The following is a 22,340-nucleotide window of genomic DNA, read 5'->3' on the forward strand; positions in this document are numbered from 1 at the left end:
TTTTATATTTAAAGATATGTGTTTGTATCATCGAAGTTTTGACTGCACTTTCTCATAGAAACCACTACGTTCAGTTACTATAAAACGAGCAGGATTTTTTGCTTTTGTAAGACAAACGGTATCTTCTTTTTTCATTGTGTAGGTGTGCTGTCCATCGATAACAACAGCAGCTTCCTTTTCCGGAATAGTTATTTCGACCTTAATGGGCCTGTCAGAAGGTACCACCCAGGGGCGGGCTGAAAGTTTGAAGGGGGCAAGAGGTACTATGAGAGTAGCGTTGACTCTGGGGTCCAGAATAGGTCCGCCAGCACTCATAGCATAGGCTGTGGAACCTGTGGGGGTTGCGATTACTACTCCGTCGGATCTGAATTCTTCTATCATACATCCATCAACCGTCACCCGGAATGTCAGTATCTTGGCAGGTCTGGCTGTGGTCAGTACAACTTCATTGGTGGCGCAGGGTAACTCTTCACCGTTGAGGTTAACTGCAATACGACAACTTTCGGTATATTCAAATCCTTCCAGTACTTTCTCGATCGTAGGAATTGCCTCATCAGGCATCACATCCACAAGGAAACCCAGCATACCCATGTTAATTCCCAGGAGTGGCAGTGGATCATCCATCCTGGATATGCTGCGCAGAACAGTCCCGTCTCCTCCGATTGAAATCACCAGGTTGACACCTGCTTTTTTCATTTCTTCCACAGGTAATCGTTCCGTTTCAGGAAGATTTAGCATGTCATAGGAACCATCATCCAAAACAATATCTATTTGTGAAGTGAACCTTTTCACAATAGTCTCAACCATTTTCAGGGCTTGTGGACTATCATATTTGGAGATTATACCGATTTTATTTACTTTCATCTTTTCTCCCCACAAAATTAAGTATATCCCTGTGGGCATGTCCGTTTGATGCTATCATTGAAAGCCTGTTTACAACACTGTCCTGAAGATATAACTCTGTACCTTTTCCGTTAGTTACTTTTCCATTTGTTTCTTCAAGGATAAGTTTTCCTGCAGCAACATCAATCAGCCTCAGTGAATTCCTGATATCTACAAAAGCATCAAGTTTGCCGCAGGCAACATAGCAGAGTTCCAGGGCCACGCTTCCCAGTATACGAACCCTTCTTACTTTTCTGGAAAGTTCCAGGGTATCTTCTACATTATTATGGTAGCCATAAAGGCTGACACTGAAATTTTTTAATAGCTTTTTGTTGGATGTATTTATCGGATTACCATTTAGATATGCTCCTCCTCCCTTATATGCATGGTATATATCACCTGTGCAGAGATTTTTTACATATCCAAAGTCAGTAGTTCTCTAATTTTCCCTCCATCTTGTTCCTGCCATTATTGAATTACCTTAAACACTGCACTACTAGCTGAATCCTTAACTTTCTCCTAAGCCATTCTTCAACAAACAGAATAAACCTGGCAAACCTGAACTTGTCTTCATCAATGGTTATTGGCCCTGGTTTTACAATTGTAAAATGCTTTTTCTGGAGATATAGCCACACATTTCTGAGCAGGAACGATATTATTGTAAAGAAATATCTGAAAGTTACATCTTTTGTTGATGTTCTTGGTTTAACAATATTTCTCATCCTGTAAGATGATTCGATGGAAAACCGTCTTCTGTAGACGTTACTAACCTTCCTTGGAGGCCACTTAACTCCATAAACAACAAACCCGAGGTTTTCACATCCGTATTTGCCTCTTTTACCTTTCATATACTTCACATCAATTACAATATCCAGTTGAACTTCTTGTTTTTGGGCATTCTTCATTACATATTCAGCAGACCTTGCTTTTCTCCCGTTAAGCAGTTGCTTGATTGCGTTTCCCCTTTTTACTACTGGTGTAATGTGAGATATCTCCTTGTCCTGTAAGAACTCAAACACATCAACTGAATAGAACTCTCGATCCAGACAAAGTACCTTGATATTGAAATCCAGTTCTTCGATCAGGTCTATGAAATAAGTGAGGTAATCAACCTTCGTTTTATTCCTTTCAACAGGAAGAACTGCAAGAGTATATCTCTCATTCTTGTTTATGATGGACAGTGATACATATGAATAAAAAGAGTTTGTTGACTTCTTGGCCTGACTACGTATCACATAGTCTTGATTGAATGAATCAACTTTTCCATAATATGGATCATTTGTAAAATCGATAGCAAACTCATACTTTTTCTCTGGTTTTAGAGTACTGACAGAACTGTGAAGAAGAATATTCTCATTTGCCTGGATAAGTTCTTCAAGACTCAGTTTTCTGAGATGATATCTCAAAGATGTTTCACAGGGAATCTCTTGATAGTGTTTTGATGCAGAATGAACCGAACTCTTATCCACTGCCATACACATGGCAGTGTAAAATAGATCTTTAGAGGTAAGTGAACCGTTTATCCTGATGTCGATATTCTCTAGAAGTGGTTTAAGAGCAGCATCAATACACTGTTTTGGTCTTAATTCGACCTTCTCACAGGTCCTTGAATTGGATGGTAGAAATGACATATGGCGGCGTTCTCGCCGCATATAAAGCTATCGGGGGGTGTTGTTAGGTTCAGATGCTCAAAATTAGCTAAGTACTGAAAGTAGATAGAAGAAAGGTCCGCATTGCCGACAGCGATGGAAGTTGAATAAAACGGGATTCCATGGGCTGCATTATATGTGCCGTCAAGAGGGTCAATTACAAAAGTTATTTCAGGTTTTTTATCAGGAATGTATTCTCCATACTCTTCACTGAGAATGCGGCAATTGCCATAACTTTTCAACACTTCAAAAATTGCTTTTTCAGCCCTGTCATCGATCAGCCTTGTACGCGTCCCGTCTGCTCCCATGTAAACGGATTTGTATGCTTCCCTTTTTCCGACAAGGTCTTTTATGGACTCGTTAGCCTCTTTTGAAGCATGATTGCAAACTTCAAGGAGACTTTGTATCGATTGCATAAAAAAGATGGGCATTAAATACCCATTGCTTTGTTAGTTTTTGCTACGGACTTTGTTCCGTCCTTTTCAACTTCCATCATAGCACGTATTGCATCGACATTTTCGGGAATTACATCTGATTCCTGATGGATTCCCTGGAAGAAGTATAGTTCTCCTTCATATATGGTGATAGACTCGTTCCATACACAGTTTTCCCACATGTCACATCTTGGGCGGTTCATATCACGAGCCATTTCCATTATCTCGGCCGTGGAAGTGATACCCTGTCCGACAAAACGCACACGGGATTGTTTGGCCAGTAAAGCTTCTATTTCTTCTGCCGTACATTCGCTATTCAGTTCCATGTTGACAGTGTGCAGGTGCATAAGGGTCGTAGGAAGTTTCACTGCTGTAGTAGCGATGTCGATTCCCGGGAGGACGGTTTTAACATCCGGGCCGTGGTGGGAAGGCAGTTTAATGGGATTGGGTACAATAGCATTGATTGGTCCTTTTTTGATATCCCCGGGGTCAGCAGCCCTTCTCATAAGGGTTACTCTTGCTTTGTTTACGCCAAACTTGTCATCAAGAGGCTTGATGACCCTGCAGAGGCCGGTTGTATTACAGGATACTACCCGTACAAAATCTCTTCCAAGTGCTTCTTCATAATTACTTTGTGCATTGAATGAACAACCAGCAAGTTCGTGGTCTTCCCCGCCCTGCCAGATAGCTTTGACGCCTGCTTTTTCGTAAATTGGTTTGTTCTTTTCACCAATTCCACCCGGTGTACAGTCTACAACGACATCTGCTCTTTCAAGCATATCGTCAATGGTACCTTCAACCTCAAGGTTTGCCTTTTCCATCCCCTTTATTCTGTCTTCAGGTGCAAACACATCATATCCCTTTTTCTTTGCCATAAAAGCTTCAAAATTAGGGCGGGTCTTTGCCACTCCAATTATTTCCATGTCGTCCTGAACGCTTACAGCGTCTGCAACTCTCTTTCCGATGGTTCCGTAACCGTTTATTGCAACTTTGACTGTCATTTTATGTACCTCCCTGTAGTGTCGGCTATATACAGTTAAAGGGTTTTGATCCTATTCCCCCGGTTTTGATATTTAATCATTTCCGAGTATTATAAGCTCTCCCTTTGAGAAATTGATTTCCTTTATAGAACCCTGCACAATTTCTTTTTCACCGAATATGCCTGTAAGTTCAATTTCATCTCCTTCCACAATTACACGTGTAGTTGACTCCATAATAATATCTCTATTTCCTTCTCCCCTTTCCAGGACCGCTTTTAGTTCACACATAACTTCACCTCATGAGTTTGGCAACCGAATAACCTTTCTCAAGACCCATGTCCTGCGCAACACTTTCGCATTTTGTCTGCAGCAGATAAGCAATGGGGCCCATATTCTTTTCTGTAAGGGTTTCGTAATTTGCCATACCTTTGCTGATAATAAGACTTGCTTTGTCAAAAGCCTCTAGTAATTCTTGCGGTGCCTCATCAAAAGCAACTTCGATTGCATTACAACATGTAGTCAAAACCCTGTCAACTTTATCTTCCAGATTGAGTTGTCTGACGTCTTCCATAGTTACATCGGTTAGTATTGGATCTCCCCGCACTACAAGTGTTATATTGCCTCCCGCTTTTTTGATAAGGTCAAAAACAAATGTATCAAGGATTATTTCGCCGCAATTGTCCGCTACATAAACTACATTATCAAGCATTTTGAACATTTCGGATGTATCATCAACGTCAAGTCCTTTGTAAAAGACATTCCTGAATGTTTCATCAAAAACATCTTCTCCAACATCAAAACCCATTACACCAAAGTCAAAATAGTTCCCTATAACTGATGCAAGTATCGCTCTTCTGAATGCTTCTTCCATTGAAGGTCCATTTTGATAGATAAGGTCTTTAGCAACAGGGTATACTTGTTTTGCCGTACTATTGCTAAGTTCCTTTAAGTTATAATATGGATCGTTGTTTTCAATTATTTCATAGGCTTTCCTGTGTACAGCGGTTGATACCACTCCTGCAGCAACCCCGGCCTGTAGGTATTTCGCATCACATCCATACACTCTGTAATTGCCCTGTATATTTTATTTGGGTCGTCTGTTGCAAGTTCTGCTTCATAGTGTACTCTTGAAAGAAGGCAGTAAGTACATCGTGGGTCCATTTTCATATTTTTCATCCCGGTTTTATGAATATAACTTTTGAATAGTAAAAAGTTATTTTAAAAATTTCCTCTTCCCATTTAGTACTATTATATTGAATAAAGTACAATTTAGAGCATTTTTATAGGTTATTATAGCATATATTAAATCTGACTTAGTCAGTAATCCTACTTTTTAATTAATGTTGTTCTGTATATTACGTAACTTCGTATACTATTAAGATAAGGAATCAATAATCACTTTTACTTGTTTTGATGAATAATCCACATTAAATTTTTCTTTTATAATTGCCTGTACATCAGAAGTTTTCCATTTCTTTTTTTCCCGAAGTATGTTTTTCAGTTCGTACTTCTGTTCTTCACTGAGTTTTGAAGGTCTGCCACCACCATATTTGGGAAATAATCCGGGGTATCCATCCCGATTCCATCTTCTCTGCCATATGTAACCAATCCTTTTTGTGACGCCTGTTTTTTTTGCAGATTCTTCCACTGAAAAACCTTTGTATCGGTATCTTATGAAGTACAGTCGGGTCAAAACTTTTGTAAGGTATTCTATGTATCTTATCCTTTTTTCCAGGCTTTCTATGCTCATCTTTTCTTTAATAGGATACATTTCTTTTTTTGCCATGTCTTTTGATTGCGTTTTTAAGTATAAATAGTTATGTTCAATACTGAAAACATTTATATAAAATAAATAATCAGGTTCTTAGTAGTTGTTAGCCGGCAGATAGTTTCCTTTAAGGATGCGCCGGTTATCTATAATATGAAAATAAGGTGATTTAATGGGAAAACAGGAAATGTATGATAAACTCAGAGATGCGATTGCAAACCAGGACATCAATGGTGCTGGCCCCCTCGTTCAGGAAGCCCTGGATGCAGGTTTAACTCCTTTCGAGATCATCAACGATGGTCTGTCTGTGGGTATGAAGATCATCGGTGACAAATTCGAAGCCGCCGAAGTCTATCTTCCACAGATCATGATGTCTGCCAAGGCAATGAAAGCCGCCATGGAAATTCTTGATCCAATCCTTGAAGAGGACGAGACCTCAGAATCCGTCGGAACCTGTATCAAGTTCGTCCAGGAAGGCGACATTCACGATATAGGTCACAGGCTTGTTGCAACCATGCTCGGTGCAAACGGTTTCACCGTTATCGACATGGGTGTTGACGTACCTAACGACAAGGTTATCGAAGAAGTAGCAGCCCACAAAGGCGAGAAACTTATGCTCTCCGGCTCTGCCCTTATGACCACTTCCATGCTCGGCCAGAAAGACGTCATGCGCCTGCTTGAAGAAGAAGGTCTCCGTGACTCTGTAAAAGTCATGTTCGGTGGTGCTCCAGTCACAGATTCCTGGATTAAGGAACTCGGTGCTGACGCAACAGCAGAAAACGCAGCAGAAGCAGCCAACGTGGCTCTTGAATTAATGAAAAAATAAAACCGGGAGGATAATTTATGACATTTACCAAATCCGTAACTTGCTATGATTTTTATGACCGTGCCCAGACCGGTGAGAAATGCACCCAGGATGACTGGGACCTGATGACCATTCCAGTGAAGGCAATGGAACTGAAGCAGAAATACAACCTTGACTTCGGTAAGGAATTCGTTCCTACCGATAAGGACCAGATGAAAAGGCTTTTCAAAGCCGGTTTCGAGATGCTTCTTGACTGTGGTATCTGGTGTACCGACACTCATCGTATCGTCAAATACACCGAGGACGAGATCTGGGATGCAATCAACAATCCTCAAAGGGAATTCCAGCTTGGTACCGGTCGTGACGCAGTTTACATGAAAAAACGTGAAGTAGGCGACAAGAGGAAACCAATTGTCCAGGGTGGTCCAACCGGTTCCCCAATTTCCGAAGAGGTCTTCATGCCCGTGCACATGAGTTACGCTCTTGAGAAAGAATGTGACACCATCGTCAACGGTGTAATGACCTCTGCCCGTGGCAAATCTCCTGTCCCCGGCAGTCCCTACGAGGTTCTTGCAGCCAAATCCGAAACCCGTCAGATCAGGACCGCCGCTTCTATGGCAGGTCGTCCCGGTATGGCCGTTTAGGGCCCTGAGACTTCCCTGTCCGCACAGGGTAACATCGGTGCAGACTGTGTCGGTGGTATGAACTCCAACGACAGCCACGAAGTCTCCCAGCTGAACGAACTCAAGATCGATCTTGACGCAATCGCTGTCATTGCCCACTACAAGGGTAACAGTGACATCATCATGGATGAACAGATGCCAATCTTTGGTGGTTACGCCGGCGGTGTTGAGGAAACAACCATTGTCGATGTTGCAACTCACCTCAACTCTATGGTAATGAGCAGTGCCAGCTGGCACCTTGATGGTCCTGTGCACATCCGCTGGGGATCCACCAACACCCGTGAGACCCTTATGATCGCAGGTTGGGCATGTGCCACCATCTCCGAGTTCACAGACCTTATGTCCGGTAACCAGTACTATCCATGTGCCGGTCCATGCACCGAGATGTGCCTGCTTGAGGCTGCAGCCCAGTCCATAACCGATACTGCATCCGGCCGTGAGATCCTGTCAGGTGTTGCAGCTGCCAAGGGTGTCAGAACTGACAAGACAACCGGTATGGAAGCACGTATGATGGGAGAAGTCGCACGTGCAACCGCTGGTATGGATATCAATACTGTCAACCAGATTCTGGATAAACTTGTAGCAAGCTACGAAGGCGATTATGCCAACGCACCTGAAGGCAAGACTTTCCAGGAATGCTATGATGTTGCAACCGTTACACCGACCGAGGAATACGTCAAGGTCTATGACGGGGCAAAGAAGAAACTCGAAGACCTGGGTCTGGTATTCTAAGACCACCGGTCAAGATCGGTATCATATACCGATCTTGTTTTTCCCTTTTTTATACAGAAACTATTAATAATATACACTTCCATCAGCTATCAGATATAATGGGTTCTTCGCTAAGTGATACGGTTTGGCTTTCTGATAAGAGATTAAATCTCTTGCTTCTTTTAATGGAAGGCCCCAGGAACATCGACCAGATTAAGACCTCTCTGAATGTGACTTCCAGGGGGATGATGCCTCAGATTAAAAAACTGAAAGAGAAGTACTTGATAGTTGAAGAGAGTGAACAATACTGTCTTTCCACGATAGGGGAATTAATTGTTGAAAAAATGCTTCCTCTCTTGAACACGATAGAGATGGTGAACAATGATGATGCCTATCTGGAAGCACATGACTTAAGTGAATTACCACCAAAATTATTTCGCAGGCTGTATGAACTTGGGAATTACCTTTTGATTGAACCTGACCTGAACCATACATTTGAAATTCCCCGGGAATTCACTGAAAACCTGCTCAAGTCCAAAAATATAAAATCGATAATCTCTTTTTACCGACCGGAATATCCTGATATCTATTGTAAATTAATGGAACATGCAGAGAGCATGTCTTTGATTATGACACCACCGGTTTTTGAAAGAATGAAGCAGTCATGTAATTCTAAAATGATCCGGCTTATAAGGGCTCCGCATATTAATGCCTATATTTTCCCGGAAAATCGCAGACCTCCGGGCCTTGACACTTCAGATTGGTTTACTTACATAAGTTTTCTTGATAAAGATGGCCGTTATGATCATAAAGACATAATGAGTTTTGATGAGAGTGCCTTAAAATGGGGAGATGAGCTTTTTGATTATTATTGCTCTTTTTGTGAAAAGATTGAGATATGAGGGATATTGAATGGCTCCACAGGAACTTATTGACACTATATTCCTTTCCGACAAGAGAGAAAGATTCCTTTTGCTTTTGCTTGAAGGTCCCACTGATATAAAAAAGGTAAAAGATCATCTTAATGTAACCTCTTCCTCCATTCTTCCTCAAATCAAAAAGTTACGGGAAAAAGGCCTTGTCTCCAAAGATGATGAGGGGATCTATGATCTTACTACTACCGGGCGCTTAATAGTTGAAAACCTGTCACCCCTTGCATGTATGCTTGATGTTTTAGATTCAAAGGAGTATTACTGGGAAACACGCGATATGGATGTAATTCCCCGTTATTTAGTGGAAAATATAGGTCAGCTGGGTGAAGTTGAAGTTATTGAATCCGATCTTGACCACATGTATGATCTGCAACCCCAGTTGCATTCAAATATGCTCCAATCCAATTATATCAAATGTCTGATTTCTTTTTTCCATCCCGATCATGTTGAATTTTTTAATTCCCTTTCTTCTGCAGGCAAGGATCTGGAATTGCTTTTTACGGCTTCTGTAATGGAAAGAATATTGGTCGAATCGCCTTCAGATATGCAAAAACTGATCGAGCAGGAAAATGTTGACATAAGGCTTTTCCGGGAAAATGACTACATTCCTTCTTTGACTATTGGTGATGATTTTACTTACTTCTGTTTTTTCAATAAATCACACATGTATGACCACAGGGACATAATAAGTTTCACTGAAGGTTCAATTGAATGGGGGACACAGCTATTTGTTCATTGTCGTGACCTTTCTGTTCCAGTTTCCTCTGGGATGCTGTCTGAAATCATAAACGGAAGTGATTGATTTGGCATGGAAAGACCTGTCACTGAGGTTTAAACTTGTTCTTTATATTGTGGTCAGTGTTTTTCTGATCCTGTCGATTTCATCTTCAATAGTAATATCAACGGTTACTTCTCAGGAAGAACAGCTCGCTTATGACCAGTCTTCTAAAATGGCACAAAGTTATGCCAACCAATTCAATGCAGATATGAAGTCCAATATGGCTATTGCAAGGGATATAGCCACTATGATGGGTGCTATTCATAATTCTTCTACAAGAGAAGAAGCCAACGATATAATAAGAAGTATACTTGAGGATAATCCTCAACTGATAGGGACTTATAGTGGCTTTGAACCTGATGCTTTTGATGGAGAGGATGAACGTTACGTAAATACCACAGCTCACGATGGGACGGGCAGATTCCTTCCCTACTGGAACAGGATTGAGGGAGATATAGATGTTGAGCCACTTGTTGACTACAGTACATCAGATTATTACCAGTTACCAAAACGAACAAAACATGATGTATTAACCGAGCCCTATTTCTATCAGGGTGCTTTGATTGTGAGTTATGTCTCCCCGATAATTGAGAATGATGAATTTATAGGTATAGGCGGGGTGGATGTAGGTCTGGATTACGTAGACAATACGGTTAGTAATGTCAAAGCGTTTGAGACCGGTTATCTGTTTATGGCAAGTAATACCGGTGTTATTATTTCCCATCCCACAAAGAAGGATTGGATTAGTTCCAGAACGCTCAGGGAATTTGACAATCCCGTCCTTCATGAGGTTGCCAGTGATATTGAAAAGGGCAAAAGTGGTTATGTCGATATTATAGACCCGTCAAACGGGAAGGATGTGATACTCTTTTATGAACCCATTTCCACAGGCAATTATTCAATTCTTCTTTCTGTCCCGAAGGATGAAGTGTTTGCAGGTGTAGCTTCCCTGCGGTCGATGTTGTTTACGATATATACATTTTCCATCGTTTTTATGGGACTGATGGCATATCTTATTGCAGCTTTATTTACCAATCGGATAAACGGGATTGTGGATGAGTTCAGGACAATTTCGAATTCAGCTCTGGAAGGTGACCTTGATATCAGGGCAAATACGGACGTAGACATTGATTTCAAGAAAATTCCGGAAGGACTCAATGAGGTACTTGATACCCTGCAGGATGCAAACCGGTTGCGTGCAGAAATGGAAGCTGTAGTAAACCGCAGCCCGGTCATAGTATTCAAGTGGAATGCCCGGAAAAACTGGCCGGTAGAGTTTGTATCCAGGAACATTTCCCAGTTTGGTTATACTCAGGATGAGTTTACGAAGGGTAACATTACCTATGCGGATATAGTAGTACCTGAAGATCTTGGAAATGTTGAGCAGAATCTCCTTGAAGCAATTAATAGAGGTGACAGGGAATTTAATTATGAATATCGCATAATTACGCGGGATGGGGAGATCAAGTGGGTTGAGGAGAGAACTTTTATTGGTGATTTCTCTGCAAACCATTCAAATAAATTACAGGGAATCATTCTGGATATCAATGAACGTAAAAAAGCTGAAGAGACTTTGAAAAAGATGGAAAAGATTCGAATTAAGGAGATTCATCACAGGATTAAAAATAATTTACAGGTCGTCTCCGGTCTTCTTTACCTTGAATCTATCAATTTCAAATCGGATGAAGTTATGGAGGCCTTCAAGCAAAGTGAGAACAGGGTACGTTCAATTGCCCTGATCCATGAAAAACTGTATCATTCAGAAAACCTCACCAGTCTTAATTTATCGGATTATGTCGAAGATCTTGTTGAACACCTCATAAAATCCTATAATGTCAATGAGGATATTATTAAAATTCACCTTAATGTCGAGAATCTATATCTGGATATGGATTCTGCCGTGCCTCTGGGTATTATTATCAATGAATTGACCTCAAATGCCTTGCAACATGCTTTTATTGAGGGTGAGAATGGGGAAATTAGCATTGACTTTTTTAAGTCTGCAGGTCAATTAATACTTAAGGTTGAAGATTCAGGGGGTGCTTTCCCGGATGATATCGACTTCAGAAATACCGAATCACTGGGATTACAACTTGTTTCCAATCTCGTAAGCCAGATCGATGGGGATATTGAACTTGATACTAAGGATTACAGGACCTGTTTCAGGATTACTTTTAGGGATAAAGAGGTGTGATATTGAAAAATTCAAGAATACTGGTTGTAGAAGATGAAGCTATAGTGGCAATGGTTATAAAACGCCGTTTGCAAGACCTGGGTTATATTGTTTCAGGCGTTGCTTCTACGGGAAAGGATGCTATCACCAAGGTAGAAGGCACCTTCCCGGATTTGGTACTTATGGATATCAGGCTCAAAGGGGATATGGATGGTATTGAAGCAACCAAAATAATCAAAGATAGATTTTCTCTTCCGGTGGTTTATCTTACGGCACATTCGGATGATGTAACTTTTAAGAAAGCCAAAGAAACAGATCCTGATGGATATATATTGAAACCTTTTACTGAAAAGGACCTGAGTACTACCATTGAGATCGCTCTTCACAAATTCCGAAAAGAAAAAGGGAATTGAGAAAATTATAATGTGCGAAATAATGGGTTAAATTTTAAGAAAAATTTGCCATTGTTCATACAAAATAATTAAGTGCTGAACCAATCAATAGTTCATGTCACTGAAAGTACACTGATGGATATTGTTTAGCAGAGAGAAAAACCGACTCTTATCATGGCATTCCTGCCAATTTGAAAAGAAGCATAGATGAACTGATATATGGTGGCAGTGAATGTGCTAAAAAAACAACGGCGATGGATTATGATCTATCACTTCATGAGTAAAAAGAGCGAGAATTAAATCTGCTCTTCTTCATGTTTGCGCTTTTCAAGTAACTCAGTCGCCATCTGACGCAACTTGAATTTCTGAATTTTGCCACTTGCTGTCATTGGGTATTCATCCACTATGAATACGTGTTTTGGAACTTTGTACCGTGCAATTTTCTGCATACTGCAATCGCGTATGTCTTCCTCACTCAGGTCAGCTCCTTCCTGAAGCATTACAAAAGCACCCACTATCTCACCGTATTTGTTATCAGGTATACCTACCACCTGTGCATCCCTGACTCCGTCTAAGGTGTACAGGAATTCTTCTATCTCTCTTGGATAGATATTTTCTCCGCCGCGAATGATCATGTCCTTGATACGGCCGGTAATCTTGTAGTATCCATATTCATCCACAGTTCCCAGATCGCCGCTGTGGAGCCATCCATCCCTGTCGATTGTTTCGGCTGTCTTTTCAGGCATTTTGTAGTAACCTTTCATTATATTGTAACCGCGACAGCAGATTTCACCTTGTTGTCCGGGGCCGAGTTTTTCACCTGTATCCGGATCAACTATTTTGACTTCGATTTGTGGCATTGCTATACCTACGGTACTGACCCTCCTTTCATTGGTATCATCGGTACTGGTCTGGGTCATTGCCGGAGAAGCTTCCGTTAGACCGTAAACAATAGTGATCTCATCGCAGTGCATATCTGAAATGACTTTTTTCATGGTTTATGTGGGACATGGTGACCCTGCCATGATTCCTGTACGCAGAGATGACAGGTCAAACATGTCGAACATTGGATGGTTGAGTTCTGCAATGAACATGGTAGGTACGCCGTAGAGGGCCGTACATTTCTCTTTCTGGACCGCTGCGAGTACAAGAAGCGGATCAAATACTTCAAGCATCACCAGTGTTGCCTCGTGACTCAGGGCCGCAAGTACGCCGAGCACAATCCCAAAACAGTGGAATAGGGGCACAGGCAGGCACAGGCGATCTTGATCTGTGAATTTTTGTTTTTCACCGACGTAATAACCGTTGTTGAGGATATTTTTGTGGGTCAGCATTACTCCTTTTGGGAAACCGGTTGTACCGGAGGTGTACTGCATGTTGACCACATCATCAGCGGTATTGGTAGCTTTTATTTTTGCAAGTTCGGCGTCAGATTCATGTTTTCCAAGCAGAAGCAATTCACGGGTATTGTACATGCCCCTGTGTTTTTCCTGTCCGATATAGATTACATGATTTAGCTCAGGGAATTCCTGGCTTGTAAGATTTCCTCTTTGCTGTGTTTTGAGTTCAGGCACAATGTCATAAACAGTCTGAACATAGTCCACATTTCTGAATCCATCGATTATGGCCAGTGCTTTCATATCGGACTGTTTTACCACATAAGCAAGTTCGTGGCTTCGGTATGAGGTATTTACAGTTACAAGGACTGCTCCGATCTTAGAAGTTGCAAACAGGAAAGTCAGCCAGTCGGGCACATTGCGGGCCCATATTCCTATGTGGTCCCCTTTTTTAAGTCCCAGGGCAAGCAAACCTTTTGCCAGATCCTCCACACGCTCATTGAATTGACTGTAATTAAAACGAAGATCTCGATCTGGATAAACCATGAAGTCCTTTTGAGGATATTTTTTAACCATCTCTTCAAAGACATCTGTTATAGTCTCGTTTTCAAAACGAATAGTACCAGCTCCTTTATGTTTACTGTTCCTCTATCAGGTGTTCCTCGAGCCTTGTACGTATCTCAGGTGGAATTGGTAAAGACTTCTTTTCCATGAAATCATAATGTACAATTACTGCTTTACCTTTTGCTTTTAGTTCTCCTCTTTGCCAGGCTTCATGCCCGATTGTAAAAGAGGAATTACCAAGGCGGGCAATATAGGTACGTATTTCGACATCCCCGTCAAAATACATCTCTCCCAGGAAATCGAATTCTGTGCGAGCCATAATAAGTCGCCACTTTTCCGGAGTGAGGTCCAGATCAGGAGTAAATATTCGGAATATGGGATTTCGCCCCATTTCGCCCCATTCAGGAATTACGGTATTATTTACATGACAAAGCCCATCAATATCTCCAAAACGCGGAGCAACTGTTAGTGTGAACATAGGAATTCCTTAGTAAGGTGTGTATACAACTGCCATTATTCTTGCATCTTCATCAACTGCATGCAGGTCGTGGGGAACTACGGAATCGTAATAGATACTGTCACCGGCTCCAAGATTGTAGGTCTCTTTTCCGTAGAGAATTTCGATTTCACCTTCCAGCACATAAATAAATTCTTCTCCCTCATGGGATGAGAGGGGGTGTTCTCCTTTTTGTGGATGTACATCAATTATGAAAGGCTCCATATGGCGGTCCTGTTTGTCAGCTGCTAATGAGTTGAATTCAAGTGAACTCGCTTTGCAATTGGAACATTTACCAGAAAAGCGGACAACATGTTTCGATTTACCTGATTTTACAAGCACCGGGCCGTTCTGGGGAGCATCATCAAGAAAGGTGCCAAGTCGCACCCCCAGGGCTCTTGCAATATTAAAAAGAGGCGTTAGTGAAGGAACAAGAGCTCCGTTTTCCAGTTTATCTATCAGTTCCACATCGTTGTTACTTGCTTTTGCCAGTTCTTCCTGTGACATCTCCCTGGATTGTCTGAGCTGGCTTATCTTTTCACCGAGGGGGTTTTTACAGACATTGATGCATTCTCCTTTTATACATTAATGAAAATGACCGCGACACAAATTGACATATATATTTAAATAGATATCTCTGCTGTTTATTTATGCCAGAAAGTTTGATAACTTTAGAGATACTTATTGTTTAACAAATAATTAGAGGAGTGGTCGGATGAAAAAAATAATCATACTTTTAGTTGTAATATCCCTTCTGGGATTGGGCTGTACAACACAGGATACTACGGATCAGGATGATCAGGTTCCGGTAAATGGTGAGGATAATCAGTCAGATGAAGATATCCAGCCAGATGAAGATTTGAATGGAGAAGATAATGTAAGTGAATCCGATGAAACGGAATTGGAGGAATATACTCCAAAAACTCATAATATATTTATAAACAGTTTTTATATTAGTCCTAAAGTACGAGAAATAAATAGAACAGACACAGTTGTGTGGAGAAACCAGAAAAAAGAACCCGGTATATTTACACTGAAAAGTGAAGATGGTTTGTGGGAAGATCAGAGGATTTCTTATGGGAGGACTTTTAAGTATACTTTCAACGAAACCGGAAACTATTCATTTTACATACCTCCGTATTCTGGCATGAATGTGACAATTACGGTTAAATAAAAAAACCATGTCATGTGGAAGACATGGAAACAAGAAAAATAACAGAAGGGACCACCGAAGTGGAGGTTCCTTCCGCTGCTATTGAAGATAAACTGCCTGTGAATTCGCCGGTTTTCTATAATTCTCATATGGAACTTAACCGGGATATTACCGTGGCAGCAACTTCTGTTTTTGTTAAGGAAAATTTCGATTTTGAAGAACGGCCTCCTTCAGAGATCGATTATGTGGACGCAATGGCAGCTTCCGGCATCAGGGGGCTTCGCATAGCAAATGAGATAGGTCTCAGGACGACACTTAATGACTGGGATGCAGAGGCCTGTAATTTTATCGAACAAAACATTAAACTCAATAACCTGTCCGATATTGCTGACACATCCTGTAGAAATGCAAATACTCCCCTCCACGAAAAACGATTCAATATCGTGGACCTGGACCCTTTTGGAAGTCCTGCTCCCTATCTGGATGCTGCCAGTCGCTCTGCTGTACACCTGCTTGAGGTTACAGCTACTGACACTGCTCCTCTATGCGGGGCTCATCTGAATTCCGGTATTCGGAAGTACGCTGCAGTTGCACTCAATAATGAATATCACAGTGAAATGGGACTGAGAATACTGCTGGGATCTATTGCCCGCCATCTGGCACGTCATGAGAAAGGAATGGAAGTATTGCTCTCTCACGCCACGCGTCATTATGTCAGGGCTTATGTAGGGATTAAAAGCGGGGCTAAGAACGCTGATAGGACACTTAAGGAGCTGGGTTATGTCACACATTGTGACAATTGCAGTTACCGTGAATGGAAAAAAGGCTACTCTGTTTTCATGGAACAAACCTGCCCGGAATGTGGGACTAAAATGAAATCAGGAGGTCTTCTCTGGCTTGGGAAGTTACATGACAGTATTTTTTGTTCAAAGGTCATGGAAGAAATTGAAAAAAGACCCTTTGGCAAGAAGAAAAAAGCCTGTAAAATAATCCAGACATGTCTGGATGAACTTGATATTCCTTTCTTTTATGATCAGCACAGGCTATGCAAACAGCTCTCTGTGGCAGCTCCACGTATTGAAAAGACCATTGATGACCTAAGGGATAAAGGGTATGAAGCCAGCAGGACACATTTCAGCGGGATGTCCTTTAAGACCAATGCCCCTCTCAGTGCAATAAAGTCGATTCTCTCCAATATGTATTGATATATATACAACAAAAAGATATATATAAAGAATAGACGTTGAGATACCTCTCACGGTATTATCAGGTGATTTTCTAATGTCCCGCGAAGAAGTAGAAAACCTGTTCCTTCAGGAAAAACCAACCCTTGCCCTCCTTACTATATGGTCTCTTAGAAAGACGTATGCTTCTGTTATTACAAAACAAATAAATTCGACTTTTGCACATACTACAAAAATCCTTTCCAAGATGGCTGATATGGGACTTGTACAGTTCACATCTGAAGGTAGAATAAAATATGTAGAACTGACAGAATATGGTGTAGATGTAGTAACAAATCTCAGGGATTTTATTACAACACTCGGGGAGAACCTTCCTGAAAAGTACAGGGAACTGGTAGAATCAGTTGAAGAGGAAGAGAGTGAAGGAACACAACTGAACAGGGAGTCCAAAGAAATATTGGAACGTATTAAAACATTAAGAAATAAGATAGAGGAAATCTATGGACAACTGGTAGAAGCAAACGCCAGTGAAGACCGGATTAAATTGAAACTGGGTCCTTTCAGCAGGGAAATACATATGATAGGGGATACAATTGAGAATTCAGAGGAACCTATACATGATGATGTTCTCATTGCTTATGGTAACACCAAAGAGGTCTTCGATAAACTGCTGGGCAGAAAATAACTTTCTCTTCTTATGTGCGGGATTATATGCAAACTGAATTGGCAATAAAAGTGTATTCAAATACAGAACAGACCCTTGATGCAATTGCTGCAAAATTTACAGATGACCTCAAGGATCTTGACATGAAATTGGAAATAGGTTTTTCCAAAAACAAGTGGGTTACCGTAGATGCGGATGGGGATGATGCGGAATTTGCGATTCATTTCCTGAAGGAAAAATATGGCACACCTGTATATGAACCTGTAGCAGGGAAAAAATACCGTGGTTACATACAATCCATAAAAGAAGATAAAATCGTTGTAGACATTGGTAAAAAAGTCTCTATCACTGCTAGCGGACTGAAAAATCTGGGAACAGGCAGTCCGGACCAGGTAGCAACTCGTTTTGGTCTTATTCCATATATGCCCGTTAAAGTGGAAATTGTCAAAACAAATGCGGATGAACAGGTAAGATTTACCGGTCAACAGGCCGATAAATTATGGGAATGGAAGAAATCTTCCACGGACAGGATTATTGTGAATTCAGTTACACGCTCCCAGCTCAAGTCAGTGCTGAAAAAAACAGGCCACAGCAGGGATATTTATGGTACTGAAAGATTGGGAATTATGGAACATTGCGTGATATGCAGGGAAACTACGGATGGACCGGGCATTGTTGCAGAGATCGGTCCAAAACTCAATGCTGATATGGGTGTAATCCGTTCAGAAAAATAATCATACCTTGATGAAAAGGCAATGGTTATCCCCTGTTGCATAACACTCTATTTCTTTTATTGAATGCTTCTCGCCAGTGATCTTGTATAGGATGCCTTCTAGCATCCCTTCATTAAAAGAGCATATTGGGTGGCCAAGAACAGGCATTGACATACATTCAAAACAATCTTTTACTTTGATAGTAAGAGGATCTGTATCTTCGATCTGTACTTTTCCCAGTTTATAGCATTTCCAGAAGGAGCGTACCTCTTCAAGTCTATCAAAAAAATCTTCTTGCTCAAAAGTATTTGCAATCTGTGTTCCAATGTCACTTCCTATATGTTTGACGATAGGATTATGATCAATGCCCTGGGCTTCAAAGCCTGCCTTGAAAGCGCAGAAAACATTCTGGAAAAAATCAGTTTCGCTGGAAAATGTGCTTGAAAAATTTTCTAGGCTGCGGTAGTAGTGAGTATCCAGTGGTGTTTGTGAACAAGCTACGTATTTTGAGGCTAAACTATAGTTCTTTTTTCTCCTATCCACCGCGTCTACTGATTCCCACAATAGATTTGCTTTTTTAAGATCGTTAAGATGTACTGATACAGTGGATTTGGCTTTCCCCGTAGTTTGGACTATTTCATCAAAAGAACATGGCCTCTTGTCCAGTAAATCCATTATCTGTAATTTAACGGCACCGTTAATTGCAATGAAACCATCATTGGTAGCAAAAAGGGCCGTGCGGTTAGTAGGTCTCATCCAGATTAGTTATAAGGGCAGTGGAGTATATAAATGTTCGCTCCATTCCGAATGAATTTTATAACAAAACATACCTCTAAATGAGCTGAATGGAAGAATATTTTGCAGTTATAGTGCCTGCCAGGGATACTGAAAAAATAAGATCTGAATTACAATCCAGGGGGTTGCTGGACCGGAGCCGAAAATTCGTATCTCGAATAGTTGGAGGTGAAAGTTTTGTTGAAATTCCAGTCACAGATTTGGTAAGTGGCTATGAAATAAAACGTCAGGAACAACCGGAGTTCTACCGTCAGCAGATGAACCTGAAAGAGAGGCTTTCCGGTAAAATGAAACCGGAGGAACTGGAAAAAATCCCGTCCGGCTGGCAAATCCTTGGAAACATTATAGTAGTTACCATTTCTGAAAAAATAATCCACAGGGGAGGGGAAATTGCTGAAGAATTACTGAATATGTATCCCTTTTGTGACACTGTTGTAAGGGATTTGGGTATCAATGGCAGTTTACGGCAACCAAAAAGACAGCTTGTGAGTGGTAATACCACAGAAACAATACACAAAGAGAATGGCTGTTATTTCAAACTTGATGTGACAGAGGTTATGTATTCCAAAGGCAACCTCAGGGAAAAAAACAGGATGAGTAAACTTGGAAACGGGGAAATTGTTGTTGATATGTTTGCTGGAATTGGTTATTTCACTATCCCGATGGCCGTACATTCCCAACCTGAACAAATATACTCGATTGAGCTGAATCCTGTATCATTTGGCTACCTCAAAGATAACGTAAGGTTGAATGATGTACAACATATTGTACAACCCCTAAATGGCAACTGTGCTGAAGTTACACCTAAAGGAGTTGCTGATCGGGTGATCATGGGATATGTGGGAGGAACAGCTGATTATTTGCATGTTGCAATCGATGCATTAAATAAAAAAGGGGGTATGTTGCATTTTCATGAAGCACTGGCTGAAAATTTAATGTTTGATAGGCCGATCGGGCAAATTAAAAAGGCAGCAAAAATGCAGGGGAGAAATGTGGAGATTATGGAGTGTCGTAGTATAAAAAAATATTCACCGGGCGTCTGGCATGTTGTTGTGGACGCACGTATATGGTAAAGGAGATTTATCATGTTTTCTTCAGGGACACTGGCATATCCGAATCGATTATGTAATCGAAATTCATAATATCGGTCCATCCCTGTTTTTCAAATATTGCTTGGAAACAGATGCCTATAAGCAGTTTCTTTTGAGACCCCTCATATATGGATTCAAGAGTCGTTTTCAATTCCTCTGGTTCCACTCCGATTTTGGGCATGGCAAGCCCGCCAAGCAGTACGACCGTATCAGCATGATAATCAATTGTATCGCCTAGTTGCATTCCCATATCCGTGGGGATTAGTTGTTTTGCTTTTTCGATATCAGTATTGGCTACAAATCCCATCTGTTTGGAACTTTTACGCAGGGAATAAGCGGCAATTTCTGCAAAAGGAGTACAAAACCCGGGAGTTCCAATAAAAATGATTTTTTCCGATTCTTTGGCCAGAGATGCAAAACTTTTCAACAATGCACCTATTCCTTCGGATTTTTCAATTATTTCCACTTAGATCACCAAAATTAAAAGGAGGATTATACCTCCTTGATTCCAAAGGATTCGAGCAGGATACCGGGATTGATACGTCCTGCGGTGTATGATTTTTTAGATGCAACATCGTTGACGGTAATTCTTGCCGGGGCGAACATGCCTGCATCTACTTTGAAGAAGTCGAATTCTGCTTCCTTGAATGTTGTATAGAAAGGTTTACCAAAGTCTCTGGAAGTTGTGGATGGTGTCTTTTTGACATATTCCTCAAGATCATCCTTTCCGTAGTCCACTGTGAAGTAGGTCTCCCCGCAGTAGATTACACAGTCATTGGTTGAACCCATGCATTTTGTATCGTCTCCAACAATAGGTGCTATTGGTGCCACACCGAAACCACTCTTAATTGTGTTGATATCGAATCCTACGGATTCCATTTTGTGGATACCTGTCTCCACTATACGGGCAGAGATCTGGACAGAACCTGCGATGGATGCAGTAGGTGCCACAGCGATATAGATATTTTCCGGATCAACACTGCAGTGTTTGGCGATATATTCTACGACTTCCTCATCCGGGAGTTTGCTGGATTCCATTACAAGCACAGCAGCTTCGGCGTCATCCTTGTAATCGATTTCCTGGTAAAGTTCCTTTGGTTTGAGTCCAAGGGCACGTGCAGGACCTGACCCCATTCCGAAATACTTGCCAACGGAAATTCTCCAGCCCGCATACTGGGAACCCATGCAAGCGACTGTGGGATGATCGGTTACGACCTGGATTGCAGGCACCGGGAGTCCATCAAGGTTGAATTTGGTGTAGGTAATTTCTGCAAGATCGGCAAGACAAAGGCGTGAAAGGTACATGCCTGCGTCATAGCCACCTTGGGCATTGATTCCACAATCAATTATTGTAGCGCCATTTTCGAGCTGTTTGGATTCGACATTAATCTCATCTTCCCAGTCCAGCATTTCATCAATTATTGCAAGTCCCTTTTCATTAACACTAATCACATTATCACCAGTGGATATTTTCACGAATTAACCATATACTTTTAGATTACTTTGATGTAAATCTAACAAGTACAAATGATACAGTTAGAAGGATACATATTCGTTTCGGTTTTATGGATTATTGATTGTCTATTATGGTGTTGTACCCAATCCCAGTTTATACTTAATCTTACTGAAATTCCATATTAGGAATGTTGGTTAAAATCCTATTTTTATAGTGAAATGACTGTATCTTATTTTTCAAAAACGTTGTCGATTTCAATGCCATGATCGCTTTGTTTACGTCTGTCATTTTGAATCGCTTTTTGAATTATTGAAGTGTTTACTATTTTCATGTAGATAGAAAAACCATAGCCAGATAGGTTATATAAAATTGCTTTTTAAGTTCATTGTAGCAGCAGTCTATGATATGACAGCTGTTGTACAGTTAGATATAGGTGATTTAATGGGAAAACAGGAAATGTATGATAAACTCAGAGATGCGATTGTCAACCAGGACATCAATGGTGCTGGCCCCCTCGTTCAGGAAGCCCTGGATGCAGGTTTAACTCCTTTCGAGATCATCAACGATGGTCTGTCTGTCGGTATGAAGATCATCGGTGACAAATTCGAAGCCGCCGAAGTCTATCTTCCACAGATCATGATGTCTGCCAAGGCCATGAAAGCCGCCATGGAAATTCTTGATCCAATCCTTGAAGAGGATG

General features: G+C 41.1%; 23 protein-coding genes and 3 pseudogenes. 12 read left to right on the plus strand and 14 right to left on the minus strand.

Features of this window, described 5'->3' with window-relative positions; genetic code table 11:
* Positions 1-27 precede the first annotated feature (27 nt).
* The 8 genes and pseudogenes from C9889_RS00130 to C9889_RS00165 all read right to left on the minus strand — a co-directional run bounded on the left by C9889_RS00130 (position 28) and on the right by C9889_RS00165 (position 5,731).
* The gene (locus C9889_RS00130) at positions 28-864 is read right to left on the minus strand and encodes an NAD(+)/NADH kinase (RefSeq protein WP_129596270.1); all 837 of its coding nucleotides are present in this window, start codon (positions 862-864) and stop codon (positions 28-30) included.
* Positions 851-1,297, minus strand: a pseudogene (locus C9889_RS00135) (inositol monophosphatase family protein); the annotation flags it as partial. The pseudogene C9889_RS00135 and the gene C9889_RS00130, both read right to left, overlap by 14 nt.
* A 61-nt stretch (positions 1,298-1,358) precedes the next feature.
* On the minus strand, positions 1,359-2,513 hold the full coding sequence (locus C9889_RS00140) for an ISH3 family transposase (RefSeq protein WP_129596272.1): 1,155 nt from the start codon (positions 2,511-2,513) through the stop codon (positions 1,359-1,361).
* Positions 2,465-2,947 carry an inositol monophosphatase family protein gene (locus tag C9889_RS00145; protein ID WP_225419904.1) on the minus strand — a complete coding sequence of 161 codons (483 nt, stop codon included), beginning with the start codon at positions 2,945-2,947 and terminating at the stop codon, positions 2,465-2,467. Before C9889_RS00145 ends, C9889_RS00140 begins: the two co-directional genes overlap by 49 nt.
* A 14-nt stretch (positions 2,948-2,961) precedes the next feature.
* Complete coding sequence (locus tag C9889_RS00150; RefSeq protein WP_129596274.1) at positions 2,962-3,966, minus strand: type II glyceraldehyde-3-phosphate dehydrogenase; 1,005 nt, start codon at positions 3,964-3,966, stop codon at positions 2,962-2,964.
* 72 nt (positions 3,967-4,038) lie between these two features.
* Complete coding sequence (locus C9889_RS00155; RefSeq protein ID WP_129596276.1) at positions 4,039-4,233, minus strand: CooT family nickel-binding protein; 195 nt, start codon at positions 4,231-4,233, stop codon at positions 4,039-4,041.
* A gap of 4 nt (positions 4,234-4,237) precedes the next feature.
* On the minus strand, positions 4,238-5,008 hold the full coding sequence (locus C9889_RS00160; RefSeq protein ID WP_318531450.1) for a damage-control phosphatase ARMT1 family protein: 771 nt from the start codon (positions 5,006-5,008) through the stop codon (positions 4,238-4,240).
* Positions 5,009-5,320: 312 nt separating this feature from the next.
* Positions 5,321-5,731: a helix-turn-helix domain-containing protein gene (locus C9889_RS00165; RefSeq protein WP_072359702.1), complete on the minus strand. Its 411-nt coding sequence runs from the start codon at positions 5,729-5,731 to the stop codon at positions 5,321-5,323.
* 154 nt (positions 5,732-5,885) lie between these two features.
* Between C9889_RS00165 and C9889_RS00170 the strand changes: the two genes are divergently transcribed.
* From C9889_RS00170 to C9889_RS00195, 6 genes and pseudogenes are all read left to right on the plus strand, one after another.
* Positions 5,886-6,539: a methyltransferase cognate corrinoid protein gene (locus C9889_RS00170; protein ID WP_129596278.1), complete on the plus strand. Its 654-nt coding sequence runs from the start codon at positions 5,886-5,888 to the stop codon at positions 6,537-6,539.
* A gap of 17 nt (positions 6,540-6,556) precedes the next feature.
* Positions 6,557-7,933: pseudogene (locus C9889_RS00175) on the plus strand (monomethylamine:corrinoid methyltransferase).
* Between the two features lie 152 nt (positions 7,934-8,085).
* Positions 8,086-8,814 (plus strand): helix-turn-helix transcriptional regulator, encoded by a 729-nt coding sequence (locus C9889_RS00180; RefSeq protein ID WP_225419905.1) that lies wholly within the window; start codon positions 8,086-8,088, stop codon positions 8,812-8,814.
* Positions 8,815-8,824: 10 nt separating this feature from the next.
* Positions 8,825-9,646: a helix-turn-helix transcriptional regulator gene (locus C9889_RS00185; RefSeq protein WP_129596282.1), complete on the plus strand. Its 822-nt coding sequence runs from the start codon at positions 8,825-8,827 to the stop codon at positions 9,644-9,646.
* Positions 9,639-11,816, plus strand: a complete 2,178-nt coding sequence (locus C9889_RS00190; RefSeq protein ID WP_318531451.1) for a histidine kinase dimerization/phosphoacceptor domain -containing protein — start codon at positions 9,639-9,641, stop codon at positions 11,814-11,816. The genes C9889_RS00185 and C9889_RS00190 overlap by 8 nt, the downstream gene beginning before the upstream one ends.
* Positions 11,817-11,818: 2 nt before the next feature.
* Positions 11,819-12,208, plus strand: a complete 390-nt coding sequence (locus C9889_RS00195) for a response regulator (RefSeq protein WP_129596284.1) — start codon at positions 11,819-11,821, stop codon at positions 12,206-12,208.
* A gap of 275 nt (positions 12,209-12,483) precedes the next feature.
* Here the strand turns inward: C9889_RS00195 and C9889_RS00200 are convergent.
* The 3 genes and pseudogenes from C9889_RS00200 to C9889_RS00210 all read right to left on the minus strand — a co-directional run bounded on the left by C9889_RS00200 (position 12,484) and on the right by C9889_RS00210 (position 15,151).
* Positions 12,484-14,100, minus strand: a pseudogene (locus C9889_RS00200) (AMP-binding protein).
* Between the two features lie 61 nt (positions 14,101-14,161).
* Positions 14,162-14,566, minus strand: a complete 405-nt coding sequence (locus C9889_RS00205; protein WP_129596286.1) for an acyl-CoA thioesterase — start codon at positions 14,564-14,566, stop codon at positions 14,162-14,164.
* A 9-nt stretch (positions 14,567-14,575) separates the two neighbouring features.
* Entirely contained in the window at positions 14,576-15,151 is a 576-nt protein-coding gene (locus tag C9889_RS00210) for a helix-turn-helix domain-containing protein (RefSeq protein WP_225420074.1), read from the minus strand.
* 148 nt (positions 15,152-15,299) lie between these two features.
* Here C9889_RS00210 and C9889_RS00215 point away from each other — a divergent pair, with 148 nt between their 5' ends.
* The 4 genes from C9889_RS00215 to C9889_RS00230 all read left to right on the plus strand — a co-directional run bounded on the left by C9889_RS00215 (position 15,300) and on the right by C9889_RS00230 (position 18,319).
* Positions 15,300-15,758, plus strand: a complete 459-nt coding sequence (locus tag C9889_RS00215; protein ID WP_129596290.1) for a plastocyanin/azurin family copper-binding protein — start codon at positions 15,300-15,302, stop codon at positions 15,756-15,758.
* 23 nt (positions 15,759-15,781) lie between these two features.
* Positions 15,782-16,942: a tRNA (guanine(10)-N(2))-dimethyltransferase gene (locus tag C9889_RS00220; protein WP_129596292.1), complete on the plus strand. Its 1,161-nt coding sequence runs from the start codon at positions 15,782-15,784 to the stop codon at positions 16,940-16,942.
* 76 nt (positions 16,943-17,018) lie between these two features.
* The gene (locus C9889_RS00225) at positions 17,019-17,606 is read left to right on the plus strand and encodes a MarR family transcriptional regulator (protein ID WP_072362057.1); all 588 of its coding nucleotides are present in this window, start codon (positions 17,019-17,021) and stop codon (positions 17,604-17,606) included.
* A gap of 26 nt (positions 17,607-17,632) precedes the next feature.
* Positions 17,633-18,319 carry a DUF2110 family protein gene (locus tag C9889_RS00230; RefSeq protein WP_129596294.1) on the plus strand — a complete coding sequence of 229 codons (687 nt, stop codon included), beginning with the start codon at positions 17,633-17,635 and terminating at the stop codon, positions 18,317-18,319.
* On the opposite strand, the gene C9889_RS00235 is transcribed toward C9889_RS00230, so the two are convergent.
* A complete protein-coding gene (locus C9889_RS00235; protein ID WP_129596296.1) occupies positions 18,320-19,054 on the minus strand; it encodes a V4R domain-containing protein in 735 nt (244 codons plus the stop codon).
* Between the two features lie 89 nt (positions 19,055-19,143).
* Here C9889_RS00235 and C9889_RS00240 point away from each other — a divergent pair, with 89 nt between their 5' ends.
* Positions 19,144-20,166 carry a class I SAM-dependent methyltransferase gene (locus C9889_RS00240; RefSeq protein ID WP_129596298.1) on the plus strand — a complete coding sequence of 341 codons (1,023 nt, stop codon included), beginning with the start codon at positions 19,144-19,146 and terminating at the stop codon, positions 20,164-20,166.
* Between the two features lie 10 nt (positions 20,167-20,176).
* Here the strand turns inward: C9889_RS00240 and C9889_RS00245 are convergent, their stop codons facing one another.
* Positions 20,177-20,650 carry a DUF2124 domain-containing protein gene (locus C9889_RS00245; protein ID WP_129596300.1) on the minus strand — a complete coding sequence of 158 codons (474 nt, stop codon included), beginning with the start codon at positions 20,648-20,650 and terminating at the stop codon, positions 20,177-20,179.
* A 26-nt stretch (positions 20,651-20,676) separates the two neighbouring features.
* Positions 20,677-21,636, minus strand: coding sequence for a methenyltetrahydromethanopterin cyclohydrolase (gene mch, locus C9889_RS00250; RefSeq protein ID WP_129596302.1), 960 nt, complete (start codon positions 21,634-21,636; stop codon positions 20,677-20,679).
* Positions 21,637-22,081: 445 nt separating this feature from the next.
* Here mch and C9889_RS00255 point away from each other — a divergent pair.
* The coding region (locus C9889_RS00255) for a B12-binding domain-containing protein (RefSeq protein ID WP_191985835.1) at positions 22,082-22,340 on the plus strand (259 nt) is incomplete at its 3' end.

The sequence above is a fragment of the Methanohalophilus profundi genome, from assembly GCF_004137855.1.
Lineage (GTDB): Archaea > Halobacteriota > Methanosarcinia > Methanosarcinales > Methanosarcinaceae > Methanohalophilus > Methanohalophilus profundi.